Genomic DNA, 25,694 nt, shown 5'->3' with positions numbered 1-25,694 from the left:
GTATAGTCACATAAAGGCGCAATGCGTCACGCGCTTGTTAATATAACCCTTGTTATTATAAGCATTGTTATTATAAGCATTGTTATAAAGACGGCTCATCATTATAGATAGATTCAGTAAGGAGAGCGAGATCCATGTTAGCCAAAAAACCTAAAGGCGCCACTGAAAAACGCAAATCAAGTAGCGTATCAGGTTTACTATGGATGTTTGTCGGCGCAGTATTGACCCTGATGATTGGGGTGTTTTTATACTTGTCACCACTGTTTGACTTTAGCCCCGCCAGCTCAACGGCATCTGACCCGAATCGGCAAGTACAGCCGCGCGTTGATACCGATACCGATAATAGCGATTATGAGTTTTACGATATCTTACCCAATCAAGAGATGGCGACCATTCCTGATGAAGATATTGGGGAATTGGGTAATAGTCAAAGCGGTAATATCAGTGACTTCGAACCTGATGTGGTCGTCACTCAGCCTGAAAATAATGTAAGCAATCGTGATGATGATACTGGTAATTTCGGTATCTCTGAGAGTACGACAATTGAGCCTAATCGTGGCACGCCAAATAGTAATACTGGCGATGATAATGATATTGTTATTATTGAAGAAAACACCACTTATGATGGGGCGCCTGTTACTAGTAATAGCAGTACCCCCAATAGGAAAAATAATACTGGGGCAGATAATGCCAGCGTACAAAAAGCGGCACCGGCTACCACCTATATTTTGCAGATTAACAGCTTTGGTAATGCTGATGAAGCCGATCGTCGCCGGGCACAAGTATTGATGGCTGGTATTGATGCTAAAGTGGTTAAAAACACCACTGGTAATGGTTTGCCTATTTATCAGGTCATCTCACGTCCGATGAATAACCGTCAAGCAGTTGCTAATGCACAGCAGCGTTTACAGAATAATGGCATTGATTCTATCATTGTCGAGCAACGTCGCTAGAGCCATATTTATAATACGTTATCTATCAGAAAAGGCGTCGACAGGACGCTTTTTTTATACCATTTTTTTAGTCAGTTTATGCCATTAAGATTTTTGAAGTTCGCCCCTCTATTAACCCTTATAATAAGAGTATAACGATGACGGTATCTGACTCAGCAATGACACCTGCCAGCCCTATCAAAGCATTTTTTCAAAAGTACTTTATTGATGCTTTTACAGGTATGGCGTTAGGACTATTCGTCACTCTGATTGCTGGCCTTATTATCTCGCAAATTGGGGGTTGGTTACAGCTGCCAGTATTAGTAGATATTGGTAAGTTAGCTTCGGTACTGATGGGTGCAGGGATCGGCGTGGGTATTGCGTATTATCTCAAAGCACCCACTTTGGTAATGCTCAGTTGCTTAGTCGCTGGTATGTTGGGTGCGCATTCTGAAGCACTGATGGCAAGCACACTATTTACGCCACAAGCAACTGGCCCGGCGACCTTTATTGCATTACCGGGTAATCCCATTGGTGCATATTTAACCTCAGTATTTGCTTATCGTGCAGGAACATGGGTTTCTGGCAAGACCAAACTTGATATTTTATTGGTTCCATTATTAGTCTGCGCGGTTGCTTGGGCAGTTTGTGCGCTACTTAATCCACCAGTGGTTGCTGCCGTAAACGCGATCGGTTACGGTATTCAAGCGGCAACAGCACTACAGCCTTTATTAATGGGCATTGTCATTGCGGTAGTCGTTGGTATCCTACTGACCTTACCGACGTCTAGTGCCGCTATTTGTATCTCTATTGGTCTTGGCGGTGTTGCAGGCGGGGCAGCGGTAGTTGGCTGTGCCGCACATATGATTGGCTTTGCAGTAGCAAGCTTTAAGGACAATGGCGTCAGTGGCGTGATATCGCAAGGCTTGGGCACCAGCATGCTACAGATACCCAATGTACTCAAAAAGCCATTGATTTTATTACCAGCAGTAATAGCGAGTGCTATCGTTGGGCCTATTGCGACTGCTGGGTTTGGGCTGGCATGTACGGCAACGGGCGCAGGGATGGGAACGGCAGGTTTAGTCGGCGTGTTTGGGGTCATTGAAGCTTCACAAGCAATGATGAGTAGCACCCAGTTATGGACAGCGATTATATTATTGATGTTCGTTCTTCCGGCTATGATTGCTTGGTTGGTTGCACATGTCATGCGGCGTCTTGGTTGGCTGGTCGATGGCGATATGAAATTGCCTTAGGTTTGGTTTTAAAGCTATTTTGGTTATCTCAATCAGCATCTATAAAAAAGCCCAGCTACTTTACATAGCTGGGCTTTTTTATACTATAGCGTTCTAATTATTTAGGTTTAATGCTAAATGCTATTAGCGACGTACATCTTTAGGGGCATCGCCGTTTGGCCAGTCTTTATCTTTATTGGCTTTCACAGGACGCGGCAAATGGGTAAAGTAGCTGGCAATATCAACCGCTTCTTGATCGGTCAGCGAGTTCCCTTGACCAAAGGGCATTTTACCTTTTATGAAATTGGCGGCGGTATAAGTACGCGCCATGCCCGCGCCATCATTAAATGATTTATCCCCAGCAACCGCAGGATAAACATAAGTACCGTCATCGTTATACTGGCCTTCGCCTTCAGCACCATGACAAACCGTACATTTCTCAGCAAATAGTTTTTTACCATTGTCAGAATTTGGCTCTAAGGTCTTGTCAACTTTGACAAATCCGCGACCTTCAGGTATGACACCGACAGGCATGTCTTGTGATAGCCAGGTCATATAAGTCATGATATCGTTCATCTCATCTGAACCTAAATCAAGTGCTTTACCATTCATTGAGCGCTCAAAGCAACCATTGACCCTTTCTTGTAACGAATTAACTCGTGCACCACGTGAGCGGTAAATGGGAAAAATACCAGGTAGACCATTCCAAGGTGCCGCATAAGCTTCTGAGCCGTTAGACAAATGACAGCTGGTACAGTTAAGCTGATTGCCAACGTTATCCGGTAGCTCTTTATAGGTATGATTGACAAGTTGTAAACCACGGCGTATTGCTGCACCACGTTCGTCATCTGGAATAGTCGATTCATCAGGCATTTTAATAGCAGGTTTGGCACCAGCATCACTGGAACCAACTACTGCCGCACTCATTTCAGGAACATTTTGTAAGTTACTTTTGAGCTCGTTTTCGCGTGCTTCAAGTCCTTGTACCCGAGCGATAGCTGCCGCTTCTTCAACACGATCGACCGCTTTAATGTCCTTGTCGCTGCTACAGCTTGTGAGCCCAGCAGCGCTAATGGCAACAATGGCTGCCATAAGGGCAGAAGATTTGGCTGATGAAAATTGTTTCATTGGCATATCCTTATTATAAAAAATAATATGTGAAATTATATTTATGTGCTACTTTAGAAGCCATAATGGTCACCCTATAAAAATTAATTAGGTAAACATCTAAATATAGTAAATTGGTTAAAAAAATTTGGTAGTTTTAAAACTATAAAAAGTAAAACTGGTTTTAAAGTTAATAAACAAAGCTATTCAAACGGACCTCAAAATTTTTATAATAGCGGTCTTAAATCTATATTTTATATAGAGTTGTGTGATAACTACTTTGGTTGTCAAATATGAGTATCTAAATGATAAGATTCACTATTGCTTACGGTAGCGACAGCACCAGCAACGCCGATTTATTTCTAGTAAATATCTATCTACTTAAACAATAAATCGCTACCAATTCTAAGATAAATAAACATTCTGTGACTTCTCAGTAACATGATTATACCAAATACTGGCAGAGAAGGTATTTTAAAAGTCAGGTGAAAGATTCATTCGCGCAAATAGGTATACAAAGTAGACAAAAAATAGCGCTGTTTTTGTTATTTTAAAAAAACGCTTAAGCATCCTATCTGTTTAAGCGTTTTTTTATGCTTATCTAAATATCGATATATAAATATTTAAGCTTCTTGTTTAGAAGTATTGGATTGCGGATTGCGACGTGGTTTTAACTGGTGTGATAGCTTATGAACGCGGTAAAGAACGCTACTATAATGTGCCGGAAAAATACGTTGTACCGCGTCCATAATCTTAGCATCATTGCCAATGAGGCAACGGCGTTGATCCGCTGCCGCTGCTTGCAAAATAATCCACGCTGCCTCTTTAGCATCAAATTGCAAAAACTTATTAAAGGTCTGAATGGCTTTGCTGCCCGTTCGCATACCCAGCTTGCTTAAGCTGTCATTGCCGCGCGCATTATTAGCAATATTGGTTTTAATACCGCCAGGATGTATACAAGTGGCAGAGACTCCGCAGCGCTGAATATCAAGCTCTTGACGCAGGCTTTCAGTAAACCCGCGCACCGCAAATTTGCTGGCATTATAAGCGGATTGTGACGGTTGAGCGGTGAGACCAAAGAGGCTTGAGATATTAATAATATGACCGTTCTCTCTGTATTTAGCCGACTTGCTGTCTTTCTCTAACTTGTCATTGTTAATAGCGTCAGTATTTTCAGTATCGAGCACGCTTTGTTTAACACTGTTTTTGATCAGTGGCAAAAATGCTTTGGTGCCATAGACCACACCCCAAAAGTTGATATCCATTACCCATTCAAGTTCGGCGATGCTGCTGCCTTCGACGGTAGAATACATCGCCACACCAGCATTATTAAAGATAAAGTTAACCTTACCATAGGTCGTCATTACGCTATCTGCCCACGCATCAACGGCGTCTTTGTCGGAGACATCCAGTTCAGTGGTGGTTATTTTAATAGTGTCGCCAACGAGTAATTCTTGTGTTTTTGCCAGCTGCTCCGCATTAATATCTGATAGTGCCAAATGACAGCCTAGTTTAGCTAAATGACAAGCAAGCTCTCGTCCCATACCTGAGCCGGCACCGGTAATGGCCGCAACATGGTTATGATAGTAGGGTGTGATATCGTTATCTTGAGTAGCGCTTGTAGAAAAGGGAAGGTGCTGACGAAGCGCAGCAGTCATGGCAGGTATCATGATAAACAGTCCTTTGTATGATTAGAAATGAGCAAGTAATTTGAACGACTACGATTCAATCTGTTTCTATAAAGGATCAGCGCTAATCTCATATTAAGTATGACGCTCAATCGTTATTTTAGTCGCGCTCTTAATAGGACTTTAGCATAATTTGATAGCAGCGCTGATAACCTTTGATAGACGCGGTTGTCATTTTAAAACGGTCACTTCATAGCCAATTGAACATCAGACATAAAAATGGCGTCTTAGCATAATTAATGCCAGACGCCGTTTTTATAGGACAAGTCAATTGGTGATAATCAACTTGTCTCAATAATAGTTTCTAATAGTAGCTTTCAAATAGTAGCTTTCAAATAGTAGCTTTCAAAAATAAGCTTACGATATACTAAGCAATTTTAGGGGTTTTGCCCTCATTGATGACTTGCTCATCAACGACAACCGTTTTAGCATCCTTCATAGAAGGTAGCTCATACATGGTCTCTAACAGCGCGTTTTCAACGATAGAACGCAGTCCGCGAGCACCCGTTTTACGCGCCATGGCACGTTTGGCAATGGCCTCGAGCGCCTCTTTAGTAAAGGTAATGTCAGCGCCTTCCATATCGAATAGGTACTTATACTGTTTTACTAAGGCGTTTTTAGGCTCAGTCAATATCTGAACTAACGCCTCTTCATCGAGCTCTCTTAGAGCAGCAAGCACCGGCAGACGACCGATGAGCTCGGGAATAAGACCAAACTTAATCAAATCTTCCGGCTCAACTTGTTGGAGTAAGTCTGAGCTCCGAGCATTATCATCCTTTGAGCTAACGTCAGCGTTGAAGCCAATACCTGTTTTTTCAGTACGTTGTTGGATAACCTTATCAAGTCCGCCAAAAGCACCGCCAACAATGATTAAGATATTGCTGGTATCAACTTGGATTAGTTCTTGCTGAGGATGCTTACGGCCACCATGCGGTGGAATAGCAGCAACTGTCCCTTCGATGAGTTTTAACAGTGCTTGCTGAACGCCTTCACCGGATACATCACGCGTAATAGACGGGTTATCGCCTTTTTTGCTGATTTTATCAATCTCATCAATATAGATGATACCTTGCTCAGCTTTGCTCACATCATAATCAGATGCTTGCAATAGCTTTTGGACAATGTTCTCAACGTCTTCACCAACGTAACCGGCTTCGGTCAAGGTAGTGGCATCAGCCATTGCAAACGGTACATCTAGCAAGCGCGCTAAAGTTTGTGCCAATAGCGTTTTACCAGAACCTGTGGGACCAATCAGCAAGATATTACTCTTCGCTAATTCAACCATGGCCTCATCAGCACCAATCTTAGATTTTTTGCTGTCATGGGCTAAAGTTTGGCTGACTTTTAGACGCTTGTAATGATTATAGACAGCAACGGATAAAGCTTTTTTAGCCCCGTCCTGTCCGATAACATATTCATCTAATTGAGCCCGCAGTTGCTTGGGCGTTGGCAATTTTTTATGAACCCAAGAGGTATCAAGCTCGCTATCGTCATCATCGTCACTGGTGGCGCTATCAGCAATCAGGTCAGTACACAACTCGATGCATTCATTACAGATATTGGCATCGTCAGCGGCGATCAGTTGTTTTACTTCGCTTTTGGCTTTACCACAAAACGAGCATTGTGGGGTTTTATCTTCTGCCATTATAAAGGCACTCCTAAAATTTAAAGCTTATATAATCTGCCCATAACAAAACGACTGTATAGTCAGCTCTGCTAGCCATACCGGTTTTGATAAACTAGGTATAGCTTACACGCAGCTTCTTTTTAGTCGCATTATTATGGATATGACTATAAGTGGTCTGGTAGTTACGGTCAATATTGAGCTGCATAGTGCTTATAAAGACGCAGGACGGCGCTCTAATACTTCATCAACCAAGCCATAGTCTTTAGCGGCAGCGGCACTCATAAAGTTATCGCGATCGGTATCTTTGTCTAAGCGTTCAATAGGCTGTCCAGTATGCTCAGCAAGCAGACGATTAAGCTTGGCTTTTAGCTCAATAATTTCACGTGCATGAATTTCGATATCGGACGCTTGACCACGGAAACCGCCTAGTGGTTGGTGAATCATTACCCGCGAATTGGCTAGGGCGTAGCGTTTGCCTTTGGCGCCGGCAGATAGCAAGAATGAACCCATAGAGGCCGCTTGACCGAGGCAAATAGTTGAAACGTCAGGCTTGATGAAATTCATAGTGTCATAAATAGCCATTCCCGCCGTGACCACGCCGCCTGGAGAATTGATATAGAGATGAATATCTTTATCAGGGTTTTCAGCTTCTAAGAATAGCAACTGCGCAACGATTAGATTGGCCATGTTGTCTTCAACTTCGCCAGTCAAAAAGATAACACGCTCACGCAATAGGCGCGAGAAAATATCGAACGAGCGTTCACCGCGTGATGATTGCTCAACGACCATCGGTACCAATGCATTTTGGGCATTTTGCGCACCCATCAACGTATCAAAATGGGGGTTAGCAGTGATGCGATCATAATCTGTCATAGAGATGTCCTATAAATGAATGCTTAAAATAAAGTGGTTACAATCAGCCAGCGTTTTAATGCTTATCATCGTTAATAGCGGTGCTTTTTAATAATACTAACTGAATTTGGCTAAAAATAAATGAGGTTATGATAGTTTCTTAAAATAATAACTTTTTAAGGGAGTAGATATTGAATTTATTCCCTATTTATAAGGCGTCTGCAGTCATTTATCAAGGGGCAAGCTCATAAACCAACAATAAAAATGCCCCAACAGGGTTTGTTAGGGCATTTGTCAAGCGGATTCAATAAGTGGCGCTAAAACGCTAACTTACATTGCTTGCTGCTGCTGTTGTTGCTGAGTAGCCAATAGATCTTGATAGCTGACTTCTTTATCCGTTACTTTACCTTGCTCAATTAGGTAGTCAACCACTTGGTCTTCTAAAACGACCGACTCAATGTTCGCGCGTTGTTGTTTATCATTGGTGTAATATTCGATAACTTCAGCTGGATCTTCGTAGTTTTCTGAAGATTCTTTGATGAAGGCCTCAACACGTGCTTGGTCAACTTCTAGACCTTTGGTGTCGATAACGCGAGCAACGATGATACCAAGACGAGCAGCACGCAAAGCTTGTTCTTCAAACAGCTCATTTGGCAGCATGTCTTTATCAAAGCTATCAGCGTTTGAACCAAACTGTTGCGCAAAACGTTGCATCATCATATTGCGTTGACGCTCAATTTCTTGCTCTAACATGGCGTTTGGCACGTCAAACTCGTTCTTTTCTAGCAAGGCATCAAAAGTCGCTTGTTTCACTTGGCTACGTGCTGCATTCTTGATTTCGCGTTCCATATTCTTACGAACGTCGTCTTTTAGCTTCTCAATACCGCCTTCTTTTACGCCGAACAGCTCAAGGAATGCTTCGTTGATTTCAGGAAGTTTTGATTTTTCAACTTTTTTGACATTGATTTTGAATTGCGCTTCTTTACCAGCAAGGTCTTCTGCTTGATAGTCTTCTGGGAAAGTAACGTCGATGGTTTTTTCTTCGCCAGCTTTCATGCCTTTGATACCATCTTCAAAACCTGGAATCATCTGGTTGCTACCGATAACCAATTTAAAGTCTTCAGATGAGCCGCCTTCAAATTTTTCGCCGTCGATTGAGCCTTCAAAGTCAAAAATAACCTGATTGCCCTTATCAGCTTTACCTTTTTTCTCGACAAATTCTTCACGCTGCTTTTGTAAGTTTTCGATCATAGTGTCAACGTCTTCTTCGTTAACAGTAGCAGTATGACGCTCAACTTCGATATCATTAATACCTTGCACGTCAACTTCTGGGAAAATCTCAACAGTCGCTTGATAAACCAAGAAATCATCTTCAAGTTTGACATCATCAATATTAGGCATGCCAACGGCGCGGATGTCTTCAGCTTTAATAGCTTCAAATACAGTATCACGAATCACGTCATTGATAACTTCTTGTTGAATACCAGCACCGTATTGGGCGCGGATATGCGACATAGGAACGTTCCCTTTACGGAAACCATCGATTTTAGCCGTTTTTGCCACTTGACGAATACGACCTTCAACTTTGTTTTGAATTTTTTCGACAGGTACTTTAACGGTCAGCTGGGTTTCTTTGTCAGACAGCTTGTTAGTTATGATCTGTAAATCTGTAGCCATGTTGATTACACCTTTAGGATTAAAATAGCTGGCAATCATGCGCTCAAATAGTTATGCGCGTTACAGTTGATTGCCATGGAATGAATAGGGTCTTTCAATAAAATTTTAAAAGTAGGCCAGTATAATCTATCTGTTAATTAAAGTAAAAATTATCTGTTTTAAGCGTGACAGTTACCATTAAGACCTTGGCTTTATAGCTGCGCTAATAACTGCTGGATAGCCTGCCCACGATGACTGACGCGATTTTTATCTACCGCACTTAAGCTTGCCGCCGTTGCTTGTAGGTCTGGTAACCAAAACAGCGGATCATAACCAAAACCGCCATCGCCATGTGGTTTTTCTAAAATTTCACCGTGCCATAACCCTTGGGCAATAATAGGTAATGGGTCATCGGCATGACGAACCATTGCCAGCACACAAACAAATAAACCGTCGATTGGCGTATCGGGTCGCTGCTCCCGAGTGGGCTGTAAGTCTTTGATAAGCTTTGCGTTGTTCTTCTCATCATTACCATGATCGCCAGCGTAGCGGGCAGAATATATCCCCGGCGCATTGCCTATTACCGGCACGCATAGACCTGAATCATCAGCGATAGCAGGCAAACCACTGATGCGGCTGGCATGACGCGCCTTGATAATAGCGTTTTCTACGAAACTTAAGCCATCTTCGATAGCGTCTTCAATATTCAGCTGGCCTTGTGGCACAATAGTGACGTCTAAATGGGCCTCAGCAAATAGCCTCTTAAATTCAGCCAGTTTGCCGTTATTATTACTGGCAAGCACCCATTCATTTTGAGTGTCATTTTGAGCAGATTCGGATAGCAATGCAGCAATGCTCATAGGATAAGTCCGTGATTGATAGCGTGAGTAGGAAGCATTTAATAGTGTATGATAAGGTAGCTATTTTATAGTATATGGCCGTTTTATGTCGATAGTCCGTAGGTTGCTCATTAGATAATGGTTGATGTGATACCGAATATCAGATATTTGATATGCAGTAAGCGCTGACTATAACATTCGGTAACGGACATTGTTGCTCGCTATTGCTATAATAAGGAATAAGCTACAGTTAACGACAGCTTATCAATTGTGAGTTCCAAGTTAACAATCAGCATTGCATTAATTTTAGGATTATGACAATGTGCAACCGCATATTGGTTGATAGTGTTCATTTACTAATTATAAACTCAGCTAATTTAGCCTGATGTCTTAGGTCACTATATACCTGTTTCGATAACGCAAAATAAAGACAAAAATATAGAGGCAGCCGAGCCATTCTAACGACTAAACCAGCAAGGATAAAATAACTATGTCAAAGATTACTTTACCAGATCTACCGTACGCAAAAGATGCCCTTGAGCCACATATCAGTGCCGAGACTCTAGAATTCCATCATGATAAACATCATGCAGCTTACGTCAACAAACTAAATGACTTGCTACCGGGTTCTGGTCTGGAAGATAAAACTCTGTCAGAAATCATCTTAGCCACTGTTAAAGATGACAGCAAGCAAGTAATGTTTAACCAAGCTGCTCAAGTATGGAACCACACCTTTTATTGGAACTGCATGACGCCTAAAAATGGCGGCGGCGAACCTACTGGTGATTTAAAAGGCAAAATCGAAGAAGATTTCGGTAGCTATGATAAATTCCGTGAAGAGTTCAAAAATGCAGCAACCACGCAGTTTGGTTCAGGTTGGGCATGGCTAGTTGCTGATAAAGAAAACGGCAAACTATCAGTCGCTAAAACTGGTAACGCTGATAACCCATTGGCACATGGCCAAGTAGCGGTATTGACTTGTGATGTATGGGAACATGCTTACTACATCGATTATCGCAACCGTCGTCCTGATTATGTTGATACCTTCCTAGACAAACTAGTGAACTGGGACTACGCAAACGCAAAATATAAAGGCCAAGACGCTGGTGTTGAAGCGTAAATAGCTTTTTAATAAGCACCTCTTTAGCAATTAGATTGTCTTAGCTTTATAAGTAATAAAAAAGGACGCCGTTGGGTGTCCTTTTTTTTGATTGAGATTCATGAGAACTAAATATTTAGATGGTTATAATACCTCAAACCCAAACTTACCCAAAGCTTTCCTTAGCATCGCAATATTATAATAAGCATGCGCATTCACCGTATTTTGAAAAAAGATATATAACCTATCGAAATGCTGACGCTGATTGGCTATCGCTTGCGCCCAATCCTGCATCTCCGCTTCGCTATAACGATAATCATGACGCTCACTGGCACTCATCGCATCCCACCAGTTTAGGTTATTGCCGTGCATGCGCAGATAACCCGTACGCTGAGTAAAGATCAGTCGTGACGGCGGTAAACCATTCACTTTCGGATAATCAACACTACACCAAATAATCCCTTGCTCTCTAAAGCTATCGACCACTTGCGGCGTGTGCCAACTGGCATGCCGAAACTCAATAGCTAGTGGATAGCCTTTAAACCAACTCACTAAATTTGCTAGATAAAGCCTATTGTCTCGGGTACGGTCAAAGCCATGCGGAAACTGTAATAACAATGGTGCTAAGCAGCTGGCTTCTATTAATGGCGTTAGGGCGTTTAGAAAAGCTTGCGCATGTTCAGGCGTGCCGCTACGAGCATGAGTAAAGTCTTGATGGAGCTTGACGGCAAACTGCAACTCACTTTGGGCTTGGATGTAGGCTTTATTGACCATACCAGCAAACGCTTTTTGACCAATAGGCGCATAAAAGCTGCTATTAATCTCCACCGCGCCATATTGCTTGGCATATTCGCGCAAAAAGTCAGTTTTTTTAGTGCCGACTGGATATAGCGTGCCTAATAAATCGGTGTCGCTGTAGCCGCCTGTGCCTAGATAAATGCGCGGTGTTGAATGTGATGACAGATTCATTTATCAAAACTCTGCATGAAATGTTGATGTGTACTTAAGAAACCGTTTGTGAAAATATTAAAAGTGGATTTTAAGCTATAGGCATTGCTTAAAATAGTTAATATAAAGATCATAACGCCATTACCCACAATATAAATAATAGCATTAACGATAAAAACTGAGCAGCAGAAACCATATCTTTAACGATCTTTGCTAGTGGATGTTGCTGAGTAGAAGTATGGTCGACACTGGCTTCAATTCCGGTATTAAACAGCTCTACAATCAGTGAAAAAATGAGGCCACCAGCAAGATCATTATAATTATTAATAGCAGACCGTTTAATGCGAGTATTATTACTTTTGCCTTGCCCAAAGCCATTCGATGAGGTCAAGTAGTGCATCACTGTCTCTGCTATCGCCAAGCTCACAAGTAATTGCCGTCCGTCCCTCATTAAATAGCGACTGCGCATAGTTTTTAGCGGCATCTACACCCATCAGTTTAACGTACGTCGATTTATCCAGTTTTTCATCGCTGCCGGCAGGTTTGCCCAAGGTATCGGTGCTGGTGGTAACGTCTAAAATATCATCCTGTACTTGAAAGGCCAGCCCAATATGCTGCGCACAATCTTGTAACGCCATACGTTGTGGGGCAGTTGCTTGTGCACAGATGCCACCCATTAATACCGCTGCTTCAATTAACGCACCAGTTTTATCACGATGTATGGCTTCTAAATTGGTTTGAGAGATGGAAGCGCTGGCCTCAGCGTTAATATCAAGCATTTGACCGGCCACCATGCGCCGCGCCCGTGGTGCAAATATAGCTAATAGTTGACTGGCTATCTGCGAATCAAAAGACGCAAAGGTAGGGATTTCTGCAGTTAGTACTTCAAAGGCCAGCGTCTGTAATACATCGCCTGCCAGTAGTGCGGTCGCTTCATCAAATACAATATGACAAGTCGGCTGTCCGCGACGAAGTGCATCATCGTCCATACACGGCAAGTCATCATGTACCAATGAATAGGTATGCAGCAGTTCTACTGACAAGGCCGCCCGTCGACACATGTCGTAGCGTACGTCAGCGTCTAAAAGGTTATCTAAACCATCTGTTTTAATCGTATCGTTAATAGCTTGTGTGTCAGAAAACGGATTGTCAGATGGACTACTGTCCATTTGCTTATTATTGGCATCGACACTAACAAAGGTGCTAGCAACTAACAAAGGCCGTACCAGTTTCCCTTGTCCAGTCATCACATAACGACATGCTTCCGCTAATGGGCTTGGCAAATCAGCGTAAATAAATAATGCGTCAATATCTTGCGCCAATTGTGCTCGCAATGAGTGATGAAAGGTCTCAAAAGTAGTAAAAGGAACAAAGCGCGGCACAGAAGAAACAGTCATAATCCAACCAATCATTAGGTGAATAATAAAAATATCGTTAGTGTAGCATGATAGCCGATATTGCTTATGGGCACACGCTTGCCATTATTTATTTTGGTTACGTATTGGTGATTTAACTTGTGACTTGAATGTGCTTTGATGAAGTGGCAGCTTAACTCGTCAATATTGTCAATATCTTCGAAATTAACGAATCTAGCCACTCAGCACACCCTCATAAAGCACGTCGGTAATGAGGTAAATGCTTGATAGTGACTTACGAGTCCGGTTTTAGCTTGTGACAGTGGGGGGCATAATCCCCTACACTGATTGATGTTAAAAGGGTCTAATAGGATTAATACTCCGTATTTACAGTGTATTTGACCATATTTATCCTTCTTTAGAGGCAGTTTTTGGCCATTAACATGAAAAATTAGACTTAAATTTAGGCAAATATAAAACCGTCACTATAACAACCAAGCGCCATGTCAATGAGCGCTGGATAATAAAGACATCATCACGGCACAATTTGGTAAGCTATTTATAGTGATAAGTAAGCTTGTAAATTGGCAGTGTTATTACTCGTTTTTTTCACAATAACCGGCTATTTATTTTAATTCTAAAACGTAGCTTTTGTTATATAGCAAGGAGTTCTAAATGGTATACCAAGGAAATCGCATCACGGTGACAATGCTAGAGGATGGCATTGCCAACATGCAATACAACGCCGAAAATGAGAGTGTGAACAAGTTTGATGCTGAAACCAACAAGCAGTTTGGTGAAGCCGTTAGCGCGCTAGAAAAAGCCGATGACGTAAAAGGTTTGATTGTGACATCAAGCAAAGGCGTCTTTATCGCCGGTGCTGACATTACTGAATTCGTGGCCTCTTTTAAAAAGCCGGAAAGCGAGATTAAAGAGTGGGTCATTAATATCAATAATGACTTTAATCGCTTTGAAGATTTGCCATTCCCGAAAGTTGCCGCTATTAATGGTGCTGCGCTCGGTGGCGGTTGTGAGATGACTTTGGTTTGCGAATATCGAGTCATGAGCGAAAAAGCAATTATTGGCCTACCTGAAACCCAACTGGGTATTTTCCCTGGGTTTGGAGGTACCGTTCGTAGTACCCGTATTATCGGTATTGACAATGCGCTGGAACTTATCGCCACCGGTACCCCTAAAAAAGCACTCGATGCGTTAAAATTAGGCTTGGTTGACGCGACTGTTCCTGCTGATGACTTGCAAGCTGCGGCCATTGATTTGGTCAAAAAATGTATCTCAGGTGAGCTTGATTGGCAGGCACGCCGTGAAGAAAAACTGAATCCAGTTAAGCTCGATCAACTTGAGCAAGCGATGGCATTCAGTAGCGCCAAAGCTATGATCTTTGCCAAAGCCAATCCCAAGCAATATCCTGCACCAGCAATCGCTATTGATGCTATTGAAAAACACGTCAATTTACCGCGTGATAAAGCCATTGAAGTGGAAGCGACAGCCTTTGCTAAAGTGGCCAAAACCCCACAAGCAGAAAGCTTGGTTGGTCTGTTCTTAAATGACCAACTTGTTAAGAAATTGGCTAAAAAACACAGCAAGCAAGCACATGAGATTAATGAAGCGGCAGTACTCGGCGCAGGCATCATGGGCGGTGGCATTGCTTATCAGGCAGCCAGCAAAGGCTTGCCGATCATCATGAAAGACATCAAGTCTGAGCAGTTAGATTTGGGCATGGGCGAGGCCAGTAAATTACTGGGCAAAATGGTTGACCGTGGCAAAATGACCCCAACCAAAATGGGTGAAACCTTAAGCCGTATTCGTCCAACGCTCAACTATGGCGACTTTGCTGAAACTGATATCGTCATCGAAGCAGTGGTCGAAAATCCAAAAGTTAAGCGCGCCGTATTGAAAGAAGCCGAAGGCTTGGTTAAAGACAGCTGTATCTTAGCCTCAAACACTTCAACCATTTCAATCACCTATTTAGCTGAAGTGCTTGAGCGTCCAGAAAACTTCGTCGGTATGCATTTCTTTAATCCTGTCAGTCGCATGCCATTGGTTGAAGTCATTCGCGGTGAAAAATCTTCTGAAGAAGCCATTGCTACTACGGTCGCTCTAGCAACTAAAATGGGCAAAGTGCCGGTTGTGGTTAATGATTGCCCCGGTTTCTTAGTCAACCGCGTGCTATTCCCATACTTTGGCGCGTTTGACTTGTTACTTAAGCAAGGTGCTGATTTTGTCCATGTTGATAAAGTCATGGAAAAATTCGGCTGGCCGATGGGCCCGGCGTATCTAATCGACGTGGTTGGTCTTGATACGGGTGTTCATGGCGCAGAAGTGATGGCAGAAGGCTATCCTGACCGTATGAAGCCGGATTATAAAGGCGCGATTGAGCATCTTTATGACAACAAACGCTTGGGTCAGAAAAACGGCGTTGGTTTCTATAAGTATGAAACTGACAAACGCGGTAAGCCAAAAAAAGTCGCTGATGATGCCACTTATGCCTTGCTAAAAGCCACCACAGATAGCGACATCCAAACCTTCGATGACCAAGCGATTATTGACCGTACCATGCTGGCGTTCTGTAATGAGACCGTTCGTTGTTTAGAAGATAATATCGTCTCTACCCCAAGCGAAGCAGACATGGCGATGATTATGGGCGTTGGTTTCCCACCATTCCTTGGTGGCCCTTGCCGTTATATTGACCAAATGGGTCTGGATAACTATTTGGCATTGTGTGAAAAATACGCATACCTTGGCAAAGCTTATGAAGCCCCGCAAAAAATTCGCGACATGGCAGCGGCTGGCGAGACCTTTTACGCAACCGCGTAACGGGCAGTCATTACTAGGATGAAGTGCAGTACGTTTGCTTTGTAAGATAAATAGACATTAATATATCGATATTTTTTAATGGCAGACGTACGGTTATAGTCGGTTCAATTTAACTCTAGTGCAAAGAAATCAAGCGTAGAGGTACCTATCGTACTTTAAGCGAGATTGACGATGTAATAGAATTAAAATGGACTAACTACACTGACAATAAAAAATTGAAAGGAATATAGTATGACAATTTTAAGTCCAAAAGATGTGGTCATCGTAGATGGCGTCCGCTCGGCGATGGGAAAATCTAAGAACGGTATGTTCCGTCATGTGCGCGCGGATAGCCTGTCTGCTGAATTGGTTCACGCCTTGGTTGAGCGTAACGATTTTGACCCGCGTGATGTCGAAGATATTATCTGGGGCTGTGTGAATCAGACCCTAGAACAAGCGATGAATATCGGCCGTAACATCGGTTTATTGGCTGATATTCCTACGTCAACTGGCGGTCAAACGGTCAACCGTCTATGCGGCTCATCAATGCAGGCACTACACACTGCGGCGGCGCAAATTATGACCAATCAAGGTGATACTTTTATCATTGGCGGTGTTGAGCACATGGGTCACGTAGGGATGACGCATGGTATTGACCTAAATCCTGCTGCTTCTAAGCACTATGCTAAAGCGTCAAATATGATGGGCTTGACCGCAGAAATGCTTGGTCGTATGAATAATATCAGCCGCGAAGAACAAGATGCCTTTGGTCTTGAGTCGCATCGCCGTGCATGGGAAGCCACTACTGAAGGTCGTTTTGACAATGAAATCATCGGTATCGAAGGTCATGATGCCGCTGGTCGCTTGCAACTGTGTACCGTTGACGAAGTGATTCGTCCTGATGCGACGATGGAACAAATGCAAAAGCTACGTCCCGCCTTTGACCCCAAAGGTGGCACGGTAACTGCGGCGACTTCATCAGCGTTATCGGATGGGGCATCAGCGATGCTAGTGATGAGTGCACAAAAAGCCAAAGACTTAGGTCTCAAGCCTCGTGCTCGTATCCGCAGTATGGCGATTGCTGGTTGTGACGCCGCTATTATGGGCTACGGTCCTGTTCCTGCTACCCAAAAAGCACTGAAACGCGCTGGTATGAGTATTGGTGATATGCAGACTATCGAGCTCAATGAAGCCTTTGCTGCCCAGAGCTTATCGGTACTCAAAGCACTGAATTTGACTGATAAGCAAGACATCATCAATATTAATGGTGGTGCGATTGCTCTTGGTCATCCATTGGGTTGTTCAGGTGCGCGTATCACTGTGACCTTGCTAAACGCGATGGAGCAGATGGATACTGAAGTTGGTCTGGCGACTATGTGTATCGGTCTTGGCCAAGGTATCGCTACTATTATTGAGCGAGTATAAACCTCTCGTTTTTCAATAGTTTTAAAATAGGTTTTCTCATTAATAAAGCCCCCAGTCATTACGGCTAGGGGCTTTTAGGCATGCGTGTTATTCTCAAAGCCTACCAAGAAAACCTATAAGAAGTATTAACATAAACGCTCTTCATTGACGCCCTGAACAAAATATGACTAAATAAGATGGCATATTAAAAATGAAAGGCTACAATAGAGAATAGCTTTCAGCCCCAATCTTATTCGTACAAAGGAGTGTATGTACTATGCCCACTATGATTACCGATCGTACCTACCGTATCGCTCGTGAAAACACCCAAGCAATGATTATCGACGTCCAAGAACGTCTAACCCCGCATATTTACGACCATGAAAATATCGTCCAAAAGATTGTTACCTTAGTAAAAGGTCTACAAGCGCTTGATATTCCTATCATGCTCAATGAGCAATATAAAAAAGGTTTGGGTGAGACTTTACCTGAAATCCATGAGCTATTAGAGGGCGATAACGCCAAAGGCTTTGAAAAAGTAACCTTTAGTGCTTGTGACAATGACGACTCGTGGAATCATCTTGCCCAGCAAAATCGTAGTATTGTGTTGTTATTCGGAGTTGAAACGCATGTTTGTGTCCTACAAACGGCGCTTGATTTACTGGACAATGGTATGCAACCGGTCATTATTGGTGATGCCGTCGGCTCGCGCTTTCCTTACGATAAAAAGCAAGCCATTCGTCGCATTCGCCGTGCTGGTGGCGTTATTACTACAGTGGAAACCATTCTTTTTGAATTATGCCGTAGCAGTAAAGATCCTGCCTTTAAAACCATTAGCAACTTGATTAAATAGGGTATTGATTAAACAGCTATTTATTTATAATATCAAAAAAGGGTTTGCCAGTGATGACAAACCCTTTGTTTTGTAAATGAGCAATGATCATTTACACTTCTTTATTGTCATTCGTAGAGCTATCATTTGTCTCATCAGTGTTGTCACTATCAGCATTAACCTTCATATGAGCTTTACCTAACAGCTGTCCCATTTGTACAGCTGTATTAGCGACCATATTATCTAACCAGTCTGCTTGTGCCGCTTTCGGTAATACTACAATCGCTGTTGAGCCTAAATAAAAGCGCCCCAGCTCGTCACCCTGAGCAAGGCTCATATTATGATTTTGCTCTTGAATCTCGTCAGTACGGGTAATCTTGCCTGTCGCGCAAGTTTCAATGCCAGCGACAATCATCGCACCGACCATCACTACTGCTGCCTTACCGTACTCAGTATCAAACATACATACCAAGCGCTCGTTGCGAGCAAACAAGTCGGGCACATTAGCGGCAGTGCTATTGTTAACCGAAAACAGCGTACCAGGCACATAACGGGTCTTAGTCAATACACCAGCAAATGGCATATGCACGCGATGATAATTGTTCGGCGCTAGATAAACAGTGGCAAAGCTACCATCGGCAAAATAGCTGCCGTCTTCGCTATCGGCTAACAGCTGTCCGACATCATAATGTCGACCCTTAGCCTGTAGCAGTTTATGATCGTGCAGCTGGCCGAGCTGTGATATGACCCCATCGGCAGGGCTGACAATACCTTGTGGCGTACTGTCAATAGTGCGAGCATCGTCTCTGAGCTCACGAGTAAAAAAGTCGTTAAAGCTCTCATAAGCATTAAAACTTTGACGCTCATACTCATTTAAGCTGACTCCATATGCTTTTGCAAAGCTACGAATAAAAGCACGCTTAACCAAAGGATGGCGACTTGCTGCTAAGCGGCCCGCAACTTTACTTAGCTGCTGCTGCGGGACAAACTGCTGAATAGTGGTAAATAAAGTCATAATGGGCTACCAAAATAAGAATTAAAATCAGAAAATATGGTCAAAAACAACAGTTAATGGTTATATTTTATCACGGCCAGCGCATCAGCGTATGACCATAATGTGTTAAGGAGTCATTGGGTGAAAGCACTTATTCAACGGGTAAGCAGTGCCAGTGTCATGGTTGATAATAACGGCGTCGGCGCGATTGAGCACGGGATATTGGCTTATATCGGGCTTGGCCATGATGATAATTTGCAACATGCGCAGCGAATGGTAGATAAAATCCTTACCTACCGCATTTTTGAAAACGTTAGTGATCCTGCCAAGCATGGAAAGTTAGATCAAAACGTCCAGCAAGTCGGCGGTGGCTTATTATTGGTATCGCAATTCACCTTAATGGCAAATACTAACAATGGTCGTCGGCCTGACTTTGGGGCGGCTATGGCACCTAATGCCGCCCAAGCACTATTTGCTGAGCTGATAACCTATGCTAAAACTCAGCATCCATTGGTTGCTACCGGTGAGTTTGGTGCTAATATGCAGGTGACAAGCATCAATGATGGGCCATTGAATTTTTTATTAGAAGTTTAAGGAGTATCTAATATTCAACCTTAGTAATAAAGTGTTTTGATATGGCTTTTATTTCAGATTATGGCGGATGTTCCTTTATGATTGACATTGCAACTGCACTTATTATAGATACCGAAACCGATCAAGGCCGTGACCCAAGACCTATTCAGATAGCAACTATTAATGTTGCCACAGGCTTTGAGTGGATGAAATACTTTAACAGTGGCCGTTCTATATCGCCAGTCGTTATCAAAGTTCATGGTATTACCAATGAGGATGTGGCTGGCCTTGAGCATTTTTATTTAGATAACTTTGAGTTGCCTAATTATTTAATTGGCCACAATGTGCGCTTTGATTGGCGAGTAATTGGCCGGCCATCAACTAAACTAATTTGCACAGTCAGGCTTGCCCGTGCTGCTTTTCCAGAATGGACGGCTTATGGTCAGTCCAAATGTATTGAGCAGTTATTAGGTAAAGGCGCAGCCAGTAAAATGACTATAGCCGCCCATGATGCGCTGGGCGATGCGCGAATGTGTTATTTGCTATATCAGGCCTGTTGTGAGCGCTTACAGATTAAGCCTACTGACTTTAACGCTGCACATAAAATCTCGAATACTGCCAATCCAGTGGGCAAGATGCCATTTGGTAAGTATAAAGGACGAGCAATCAAAGAGGTGCCCATTGCCTATGTTAAGTGGATGCTAGGCAATATCCATAATATGACGCCTTCATTATATTCAGCCTTGACCACCCGCCTAAATGCAGAAGACGCAGAAAAGTAAAAGCAGTTTAGTGCCGTTTAAAGTCATTCAGATTTTTGCAATAGCGGGTAGGGGTTTACTGCGCGACCGTTGATATAAATGCCATAATGCACATGCGGCGGCGTACCTTTGGCATTGCCACTATTGCCCACATAACCAATAATGTCGCCGGTATCGACCCAATCATTGGGAGTAATGTCGGCATAAGAGTCTAAATGGGCATAATAGTGCCCAGCGCCGCCAGGTCCGACGATGACAACCACCTGTCCACCCAGTCTATCATTCCCAACTTTACTGATAATACCGTGCGTGGTTGCATGAATTGGGGTGCCGCGTGGCGCAAAAATATCGATGCCTTCATGAGACCGTCCCTCGCTTCGTGCGCCGCCCCAAGTATCGGTTAGATGCCTGTCTGAAAGCGGACTTGGTAAGCTGTTCTCCTGCGGCAACGCCTGCTGTAGCAACCCCAGCCGTTGCCATGTTGCAACGACATAGGGCTGGGTGTGCTGGCCAAGCATGACTATTAGTAACTTTATTGCTAACAAGCATAGAATCACGATAATAGCTTTGACTGCTGTCTTGAATAAGGTTGCTATTAGCGTAACAATACCTTTACGAGCAGGCGGCTGCGCGTTGGTCTTCGTGAGTTTTGGTTTCGGCATAGCGCTACCTTTAAAGGCTATTTTGTTGCGGACATAGCCGTGTAAAAATGTAGTCATTGCGTAGAGATAAATGGTCGTTTCCACGCAATAGCACAGCTTATGGTAAAATAAATACTGAAAAAAATGATTCTAGTCAGTAGTTTCTAATTTTTATTATGCGCAATCAGTCTTCTGTTAACAACCATTATAGAATGAGAACAATGCCTGCCTAAGATGATTCGCGGCGCTCTGTAGATGTCGAATCAAATAATAACTGGGGTATTTATTTAAGTGACAAATTAATTATTAATTATCAATATATACCTATAAATAGCCACTTATAAGCAAATATTTGAAATGACTATATTATTACAATTTAAGGAAATTATATGCAAATGAAGATTAACAATGAGACTTATGAAGTATTAACCAGTCAAGATATTACTCATATCGAAAAAGCAGTTGATAAATCAACGTTGGCTATGCCATTAGTTGCGGTCTATTGTGGCTCGCGTTTGGGTAATAGTGACGTTTATGAGCAAGCTGCCCGGGAGCTTGGTAGTGCGTTAGCAGAAAATGGCATGGGGCTGGTCTACGGCGGCGCCAGTATCGGTCTAATGGGGGCAGTGGCAGATGAGGTCATTAAAGGCGGCGCCCAGGCGGTTGGCGTGATTCCCACCTTTATGCTAAAGCATGAAATCGCCCATCAAGAACTGACACGACTGCATTTGACCGATACCATGCATACCCGTAAAACGGTAATGGCAGAATATGCTGATGCCTTTATTACCTTACCTGGTGGACTCGGCACGCTTGAGGAAATCATGGAAATTGCTACCTGGCGCCAGCTGTATCAACACGAAAAACCGATGATTATTCTCAATATCAATGGTTTCTATGACCGTTTGATTGAGCATTTAGAACACACCGCTGAACAAGGCTTTATGAAACAGCAAGACCTTGAGCGCTTGGTAGTCTGCAATAGTATTGCTGAGGCTATTGATTTATTGCAAGTAGTCATCAAAATTGAGGATAAAGTTGATACCGATACTATGGCTGGTAACTAAGGCTAGTAACTAAAGCTAAAAAGATATACGGTTATAAAAGCGTATAAAGTCATAATAAAAAGTGGGAGCAGGTCGCTAAGTGATAGCCATCTGCTCCCATTTTTTTTGCGTCTATTACAAGTATTTTCTAAATTACATTAATGACAATGTTATCAATAATAATGCTGCGTATTAGACTGTAGACGGTATTAAGTCATTTAACGTTGTTTCACAAATACTATGATTAACGTCTGCCATAGCAATTGGAAAACCACGCTCGCTAGCCAATGCTTTGGCTACCGTATCGATGGTTGTACTGTCATTATGGACTAGATAATCCCATTCATGCGTATAACGATCACGATTGGCAGGCAAGTTGCTATCTAATATGCCAAGATCAGTCAATTGATTAACGATTTCATCAGCAGCAATCAAAGTCGATGAGGCTTTAACATTTTCGGCGCGAGCATAATGCAAATTAGGGTATAAACTTACATCAGCCACACGCAAGGTATCGTCTTCCCCAGGAATTTGCTGACCACCATATAAAGCATTGCCTACCGTGCGTGCACTATTAAACGTCGGTATAAACGCTGCCACGTAATCAATTGCTTGCTGACTGCGGGCTTGTAACGGCGCTTTATCCCAACCATCTTCGATATAATGTACATATTGTGCAGGTAATTTAGGCTGAGCGCTTTCTTTGGTTGAGGCGACTAGGCCATCATCAAATAAAGTAATGAACTTACTCATGCCATGAATCTGGAAGTAACCCCCCGGATAAGGAGTAAGCTGCGCCATCCCTTCTGGGGTACCACGCTCACCATAAATAATAATTTCTGGTATTTGACCGCCAGCCTCGCCCCAATGAGTGATATATGAGGACTTAAATTCGACCATCCGTGTCACATCAATACCGACCATGTCGTCAATAATACCGGTACGGAAGCCGCAAGCATTGACCAGATAATCGACCTCGATAGCGTCGGCTTGGGCTTTGTTGTTTTGTTGATAGTCGATGCGCCATTTAGAAACATGATGATTGGCGTTTGAGCAGTCGGTGCAATCAACGGCAACCACTTGTTTAACCTGGGTATTGGTAAAGACATGAGCATGATCATATTCTTCTAATGCCAGCTGTGCAGAGGCGGCTAAACGGAAAATATTCCAGCCATATTCTTGAACGACGATCAGTGGAAACTTCACTTTGTTTAAATCAAGGTATTTGGCAACTGGTATCATCCATTCATCAATATGAGTTGGTATCGCCACTTGCTCACGCTCAGAAAGCTCAATCAGTTGCTCCTGGCTATATAGCTGATAATAATCTTCTGGCTCTCCCAAAACCTTGTTATTGGTATCTTGGGCGATAAGATCACGATAAGCGTCCGTCAAGATATCAAGACGCGGTAGCAGATCTTCAGGTGACCCACCATCGCGTGTCGGGACAGCAAATACCGTGGGGCGTACATCGATGGTATAAGGATACAGGCGTAATATATCAATACATTGTCCAAGAAGCGTTACGCAGTCCTCATCAGGAATCTCACGGTACAAATTGCCACCGGCATGTAAATGGCACATTGGCGGGCCATCAATTAGCGAGTTTTGCTTTTCAAACACATAGGTTTCAAGTCCTAATGCTGCAAGACGAATGGCAATGGTCGCGCCTGCTGTACCGCCACCAAGAATACCAACGCGTTTCACTTGTTTATCATTTATCTGATAAAAAGTAGCCGCATCACGCTTGACGGCTTGGGATTGAACGTTCGTAGGAGATTGGGTCATTGTCGTGGTCATATCCTTGAGATCGTCAGCATAATCACATGCTCATAACTGCTATGAATTTTGTGGTTACATACTTTAATGAATATTCATTCATAGTCATTTGACACAAAATTATTTTATGTTTTTGACTATCTTTGCATTGATATGTGTACGGTAAGGGGCTAATTCAATAGAAAATAAGAAACCCCTTGCGTCACTTTTATTAGTAATTAATTGTGTAGCTTTACTTATCTTTATAGGAGGTTGTTAAAGTTAGTTTACAAAGTTTTGTCTCAAATATCTCAGCAAATACGTAAGAACATGCATTAGTTTTGTCAACAGAAAGTCATGAAATGTAGTGTATAAAGTAAATACGAGGCAAAATAATGAAAAGGTATGCTTGTTTAGGCAATGCTTACTTAAGTAATAGAAAACTTCGTGGGTTATAGGTACTATTTTAAGATCATTAATTCAACCTATACAGTTTATAACTTTTGCGCGTTTTTGTAAGTTTTCTCATCCTCCCAATCGATTATTTTAATGCATGTGCTATATTAAAGTAGCTCGAAATAAGATCTGAAAACAGAACAAACAGCACACTCTTTTTGATACAAAAACATTAAGCTTGTGATTAATTAATGATGTGTTCATCTAAATGTCATCATAAAGCTGCAAATGGATCAAAATATCTTGAATGTTGTATCCATTATTAGAATCAATAAGGGCTGTTTTTATTTCAGTTATGTGCCTTTTAGCCATTTAAGCGCGACAGTAGGTCGCATTTTAGATGAGAAATCCCAGACAAAAATTTAAACTAACTGAATACTATTTTTAATTATAAGGAAATTACTATGAAACGTATTATTATGTTGTCTGCCCTAACAGGCGTTTTAGCTTTAACAGGATGTTCGACCATGAAAGAGATGGTTGGCATGGATAATTCAGGTATGCATGACGTTCAGAGCACTACTAGCAATACAGCACCAATCGCTAGTAAAAACGGCATGCTGGTTGATTCAAAAAATAATATGACTTTGTATACTTTTGACAAAGACTCAATGAATAAATCTGAATGTGGTTCAGCCTGTCTAGTCGCTTGGCCAGCATTCATGGCTCCTAACAATGCCAAAGCTTCTGGTCAATTAGCAGCCTTCCAACGTGAAGATGGCAAATATCAATGGGCAATGAATGGCAAACCTTTATATTTCTATGCCAATGATAAAAAAGCGGGTGATAAAAATGGCGATAAAAAATTCGACGTTTGGCATGTGATTCCAGCTAAATAAAGTACATTTTTTAAGACGTTAAAGGTATAGCAGGTGATAGCACTGCCTGCATACTAGTAAATATTAAAGATAATTCGGCCTATATTTCTTATTGTATGACTGCCGTTTGTTACTAGGTGGTCTATAAGGAGAATATAGGTCGAATTTTTTGTGACACGCTTATTTTATTTCTTTCAATATTTACTCTTTAGTTGTCGCCGTAATTTAGCCTAGCATTAGCTAAGTATGTAATTGTCTGCTT

21 protein-coding genes and 1 pseudogene are annotated in these 25,694 nt (G+C 42.4%); 10 read left to right on the top strand and 12 right to left on the bottom strand.

Annotated features, from left to right (window positions below; genetic code table 11):
• The first annotated feature begins 134 nt into the window (after positions 1–134).
• Entirely contained in the window at positions 135–953 is an 819-nt protein-coding gene (locus AAEY88_RS11990; protein WP_350562707.1) for an SPOR domain-containing protein, read from the top strand.
• A 137-nt stretch (positions 954–1,090) separates the two neighbouring features.
• The gene (locus tag AAEY88_RS11985; RefSeq protein WP_350562705.1) at positions 1,091–2,185 is read left to right on the top strand and encodes a PTS sugar transporter subunit IIC; all 1,095 of its coding nucleotides are present in this window, start codon (positions 1,091–1,093) and stop codon (positions 2,183–2,185) included.
• Between the two features lie 123 nt (positions 2,186–2,308).
• Here the strand turns inward: AAEY88_RS11985 and AAEY88_RS11980 are convergent, their stop codons facing one another.
• From AAEY88_RS11980 to rdgB, 6 genes are all read right to left on the bottom strand, one after another.
• A complete protein-coding gene (locus AAEY88_RS11980; protein ID WP_350562703.1) occupies positions 2,309–3,292 on the bottom strand; it encodes a c-type cytochrome in 984 nt (327 codons plus the stop codon).
• 602 nt (positions 3,293–3,894) lie between these two features.
• Positions 3,895–4,941: an SDR family NAD(P)-dependent oxidoreductase gene (locus AAEY88_RS11975; protein WP_350562701.1), complete on the bottom strand. Its 1,047-nt coding sequence runs from the start codon at positions 4,939–4,941 to the stop codon at positions 3,895–3,897.
• Positions 4,942–5,326: 385 nt separating this feature from the next.
• Entirely contained in the window at positions 5,327–6,604 is a 1,278-nt protein-coding gene (gene clpX / locus AAEY88_RS11970) for an ATP-dependent protease ATP-binding subunit ClpX (RefSeq protein ID WP_350562699.1), read from the bottom strand.
• Between the two features lie 192 nt (positions 6,605–6,796).
• On the bottom strand, positions 6,797–7,411 hold the full coding sequence (clpP, locus tag AAEY88_RS11965) for an ATP-dependent Clp endopeptidase proteolytic subunit ClpP (RefSeq protein WP_350562751.1): 615 nt from the start codon (positions 7,409–7,411) through the stop codon (positions 6,797–6,799).
• Positions 7,412–7,768: 357 nt separating this feature from the next.
• Entirely contained in the window at positions 7,769–9,115 is a 1,347-nt protein-coding gene (gene tig, locus AAEY88_RS11960) for a trigger factor (RefSeq protein WP_350562697.1), read from the bottom strand.
• A 191-nt stretch (positions 9,116–9,306) separates the two neighbouring features.
• Positions 9,307–9,954 carry an RdgB/HAM1 family non-canonical purine NTP pyrophosphatase gene (gene rdgB, locus AAEY88_RS11955; RefSeq protein ID WP_350562695.1) on the bottom strand — a complete coding sequence of 216 codons (648 nt, stop codon included), beginning with the start codon at positions 9,952–9,954 and terminating at the stop codon, positions 9,307–9,309.
• Positions 9,955–10,423: 469 nt separating this feature from the next.
• Here rdgB and AAEY88_RS11950 point away from each other — a divergent pair, with 469 nt between their 5' ends.
• Positions 10,424–11,053 carry a superoxide dismutase gene (locus AAEY88_RS11950; protein ID WP_350562693.1) on the top strand — a complete coding sequence of 210 codons (630 nt, stop codon included), beginning with the start codon at positions 10,424–10,426 and terminating at the stop codon, positions 11,051–11,053.
• A gap of 123 nt (positions 11,054–11,176) precedes the next feature.
• On the opposite strand, the gene AAEY88_RS11945 is transcribed toward AAEY88_RS11950, so the two are convergent.
• From AAEY88_RS11945 to AAEY88_RS11935, 3 genes and pseudogenes are all read right to left on the bottom strand, one after another.
• On the bottom strand, positions 11,177–11,995 hold the full coding sequence (locus tag AAEY88_RS11945) for a DUF72 domain-containing protein (protein ID WP_350562749.1): 819 nt from the start codon (positions 11,993–11,995) through the stop codon (positions 11,177–11,179).
• A gap of 115 nt (positions 11,996–12,110) precedes the next feature.
• Positions 12,111–12,269 (bottom strand): annotated as a pseudogene (locus AAEY88_RS11940) (diacylglycerol kinase); the annotation flags it as partial.
• Between the two features lie 64 nt (positions 12,270–12,333).
• Complete coding sequence (locus AAEY88_RS11935; protein WP_350562691.1) at positions 12,334–13,377, bottom strand: polyprenyl synthetase family protein; 1,044 nt, start codon at positions 13,375–13,377, stop codon at positions 12,334–12,336.
• 633 nt (positions 13,378–14,010) lie between these two features.
• On the opposite strand from AAEY88_RS11935, the gene fadB reads away from it, so the two are divergent.
• The 3 genes from fadB to AAEY88_RS11920 all read left to right on the top strand — a co-directional run bounded on the left by fadB (position 14,011) and on the right by AAEY88_RS11920 (position 18,406).
• Positions 14,011–16,170 carry a fatty acid oxidation complex subunit alpha FadB gene (gene fadB / locus AAEY88_RS11930; protein ID WP_350562689.1) on the top strand — a complete coding sequence of 720 codons (2,160 nt, stop codon included), beginning with the start codon at positions 14,011–14,013 and terminating at the stop codon, positions 16,168–16,170.
• Between the two features lie 231 nt (positions 16,171–16,401).
• On the top strand, positions 16,402–17,574 hold the full coding sequence (gene fadA / locus AAEY88_RS11925) for an acetyl-CoA C-acyltransferase FadA (RefSeq protein WP_350562687.1): 1,173 nt from the start codon (positions 16,402–16,404) through the stop codon (positions 17,572–17,574).
• Between the two features lie 256 nt (positions 17,575–17,830).
• Positions 17,831–18,406, top strand: a complete 576-nt coding sequence (locus tag AAEY88_RS11920; protein ID WP_350562685.1) for an isochorismatase family protein — start codon at positions 17,831–17,833, stop codon at positions 18,404–18,406.
• Positions 18,407–18,497: 91 nt separating this feature from the next.
• On the opposite strand, the gene asd is transcribed toward AAEY88_RS11920, so the two are convergent.
• Complete coding sequence (asd, locus tag AAEY88_RS11915) at positions 18,498–19,400, bottom strand: archaetidylserine decarboxylase (RefSeq protein ID WP_350562683.1); 903 nt, start codon at positions 19,398–19,400, stop codon at positions 18,498–18,500.
• A 120-nt stretch (positions 19,401–19,520) separates the two neighbouring features.
• Here asd and dtd point away from each other — a divergent pair, with 120 nt between their 5' ends.
• Positions 19,521–19,973 carry a D-aminoacyl-tRNA deacylase gene (dtd, locus tag AAEY88_RS11910; RefSeq protein WP_350562681.1) on the top strand — a complete coding sequence of 151 codons (453 nt, stop codon included), beginning with the start codon at positions 19,521–19,523 and terminating at the stop codon, positions 19,971–19,973.
• A gap of 41 nt (positions 19,974–20,014) precedes the next feature.
• Complete coding sequence (locus tag AAEY88_RS11905; RefSeq protein WP_350562679.1) at positions 20,015–20,734, top strand: putative quorum-sensing-regulated virulence factor; 720 nt, start codon at positions 20,015–20,017, stop codon at positions 20,732–20,734.
• 23 nt (positions 20,735–20,757) lie between these two features.
• Here AAEY88_RS11905 and AAEY88_RS11900 read toward each other — a convergent pair whose 3' ends face one another.
• The gene (locus AAEY88_RS11900) at positions 20,758–21,231 is read right to left on the bottom strand and encodes a M23 family metallopeptidase (RefSeq protein ID WP_350562747.1); all 474 of its coding nucleotides are present in this window, start codon (positions 21,229–21,231) and stop codon (positions 20,758–20,760) included.
• A gap of 512 nt (positions 21,232–21,743) precedes the next feature.
• Between AAEY88_RS11900 and AAEY88_RS11895 the strand changes: the two genes are divergently transcribed.
• A complete protein-coding gene (locus AAEY88_RS11895; RefSeq protein WP_350562677.1) occupies positions 21,744–22,421 on the top strand; it encodes a TIGR00730 family Rossman fold protein in 678 nt (225 codons plus the stop codon).
• Between the two features lie 171 nt (positions 22,422–22,592).
• On the opposite strand, the gene AAEY88_RS11890 is transcribed toward AAEY88_RS11895, so the two are convergent.
• The gene (locus AAEY88_RS11890; RefSeq protein ID WP_350562675.1) at positions 22,593–24,188 is read right to left on the bottom strand and encodes an FAD-dependent oxidoreductase; all 1,596 of its coding nucleotides are present in this window, start codon (positions 24,186–24,188) and stop codon (positions 22,593–22,595) included.
• Positions 24,189–25,018: 830 nt separating this feature from the next.
• On the opposite strand from AAEY88_RS11890, the gene AAEY88_RS11885 reads away from it, so the two are divergent.
• Positions 25,019–25,453 (top strand): hypothetical protein, encoded by a 435-nt coding sequence (locus AAEY88_RS11885; protein ID WP_350562673.1) that lies wholly within the window; start codon positions 25,019–25,021, stop codon positions 25,451–25,453.
• Positions 25,454–25,694: the final 241 nt, after the last annotated feature.

This window comes from Psychrobacter sp. CAL346-MNA-CIBAN-0220, assembly GCF_040309805.1.
Lineage (GTDB): Bacteria > Pseudomonadota > Gammaproteobacteria > Pseudomonadales > Moraxellaceae > Psychrobacter.
Note: the sequence above shows the minus strand (reverse complement) of the source record. Positions and strands in the feature narration are given on the sequence as shown.

Bases quoted from the DNA above. Each gene is read 5' to 3' on its own strand.
- AAEY88_RS11895 (WP_350562677.1), top strand. From the start codon at position 21,744: ATGCAAATGAAGATTAACAATGAGACTTATGAAGTATTAACCAGTCAA.
- fadA (WP_350562687.1), top strand. From the start codon at position 16,402: ATGACAATTTTAAGTCCAAAAGATGTGGTCATCGTAGATGGCGTCCGC.
- AAEY88_RS11980 (WP_350562703.1), bottom strand. From the start codon at position 3,292: ATGAAACAATTTTCATCAGCCAAATCTTCTGCCCTTATGGCAGCCATT.
- rdgB (WP_350562695.1), bottom strand. From the start codon at position 9,954: ATGAGCATTGCTGCATTGCTATCCGAATCTGCTCAAAATGACACTCAA.
- AAEY88_RS11985 (WP_350562705.1), top strand. From the start codon at position 1,091: ATGACGGTATCTGACTCAGCAATGACACCTGCCAGCCCTATCAAAGCA.
- AAEY88_RS11900 (WP_350562747.1), bottom strand. From the start codon at position 21,231: ATGCTTGGCCAGCACACCCAGCCCTATGTCGTTGCAACATGGCAACGG.
- tig (WP_350562697.1), bottom strand. From the start codon at position 9,115: ATGGCTACAGATTTACAGATCATAACTAACAAGCTGTCTGACAAAGAA.
- AAEY88_RS11885 (WP_350562673.1), top strand. From the start codon at position 25,019: ATGAAACGTATTATTATGTTGTCTGCCCTAACAGGCGTTTTAGCTTTA.
- AAEY88_RS11990 (WP_350562707.1), top strand. From the start codon at position 135: ATGTTAGCCAAAAAACCTAAAGGCGCCACTGAAAAACGCAAATCAAGT.
- AAEY88_RS11890 (WP_350562675.1), bottom strand. From the start codon at position 24,188: ATGACCCAATCTCCTACGAACGTTCAATCCCAAGCCGTCAAGCGTGAT.
- AAEY88_RS11920 (WP_350562685.1), top strand. From the start codon at position 17,831: ATGCCCACTATGATTACCGATCGTACCTACCGTATCGCTCGTGAAAAC.
- fadB (WP_350562689.1), top strand. From the start codon at position 14,011: ATGGTATACCAAGGAAATCGCATCACGGTGACAATGCTAGAGGATGGC.
- AAEY88_RS11905 (WP_350562679.1), top strand. From the start codon at position 20,015: ATGGCTTTTATTTCAGATTATGGCGGATGTTCCTTTATGATTGACATT.
- AAEY88_RS11950 (WP_350562693.1), top strand. From the start codon at position 10,424: ATGTCAAAGATTACTTTACCAGATCTACCGTACGCAAAAGATGCCCTT.
- AAEY88_RS11975 (WP_350562701.1), bottom strand. From the start codon at position 4,941: ATGATACCTGCCATGACTGCTGCGCTTCGTCAGCACCTTCCCTTTTCT.
- clpP (WP_350562751.1), bottom strand. From the start codon at position 7,411: ATGGGTGCGCAAAATGCCCAAAATGCATTGGTACCGATGGTCGTTGAG.
- AAEY88_RS11935 (WP_350562691.1), bottom strand. From the start codon at position 13,377: ATGACTGTTTCTTCTGTGCCGCGCTTTGTTCCTTTTACTACTTTTGAG.
- clpX (WP_350562699.1), bottom strand. From the start codon at position 6,604: ATGGCAGAAGATAAAACCCCACAATGCTCGTTTTGTGGTAAAGCCAAA.
- asd (WP_350562683.1), bottom strand. From the start codon at position 19,400: ATGACTTTATTTACCACTATTCAGCAGTTTGTCCCGCAGCAGCAGCTA.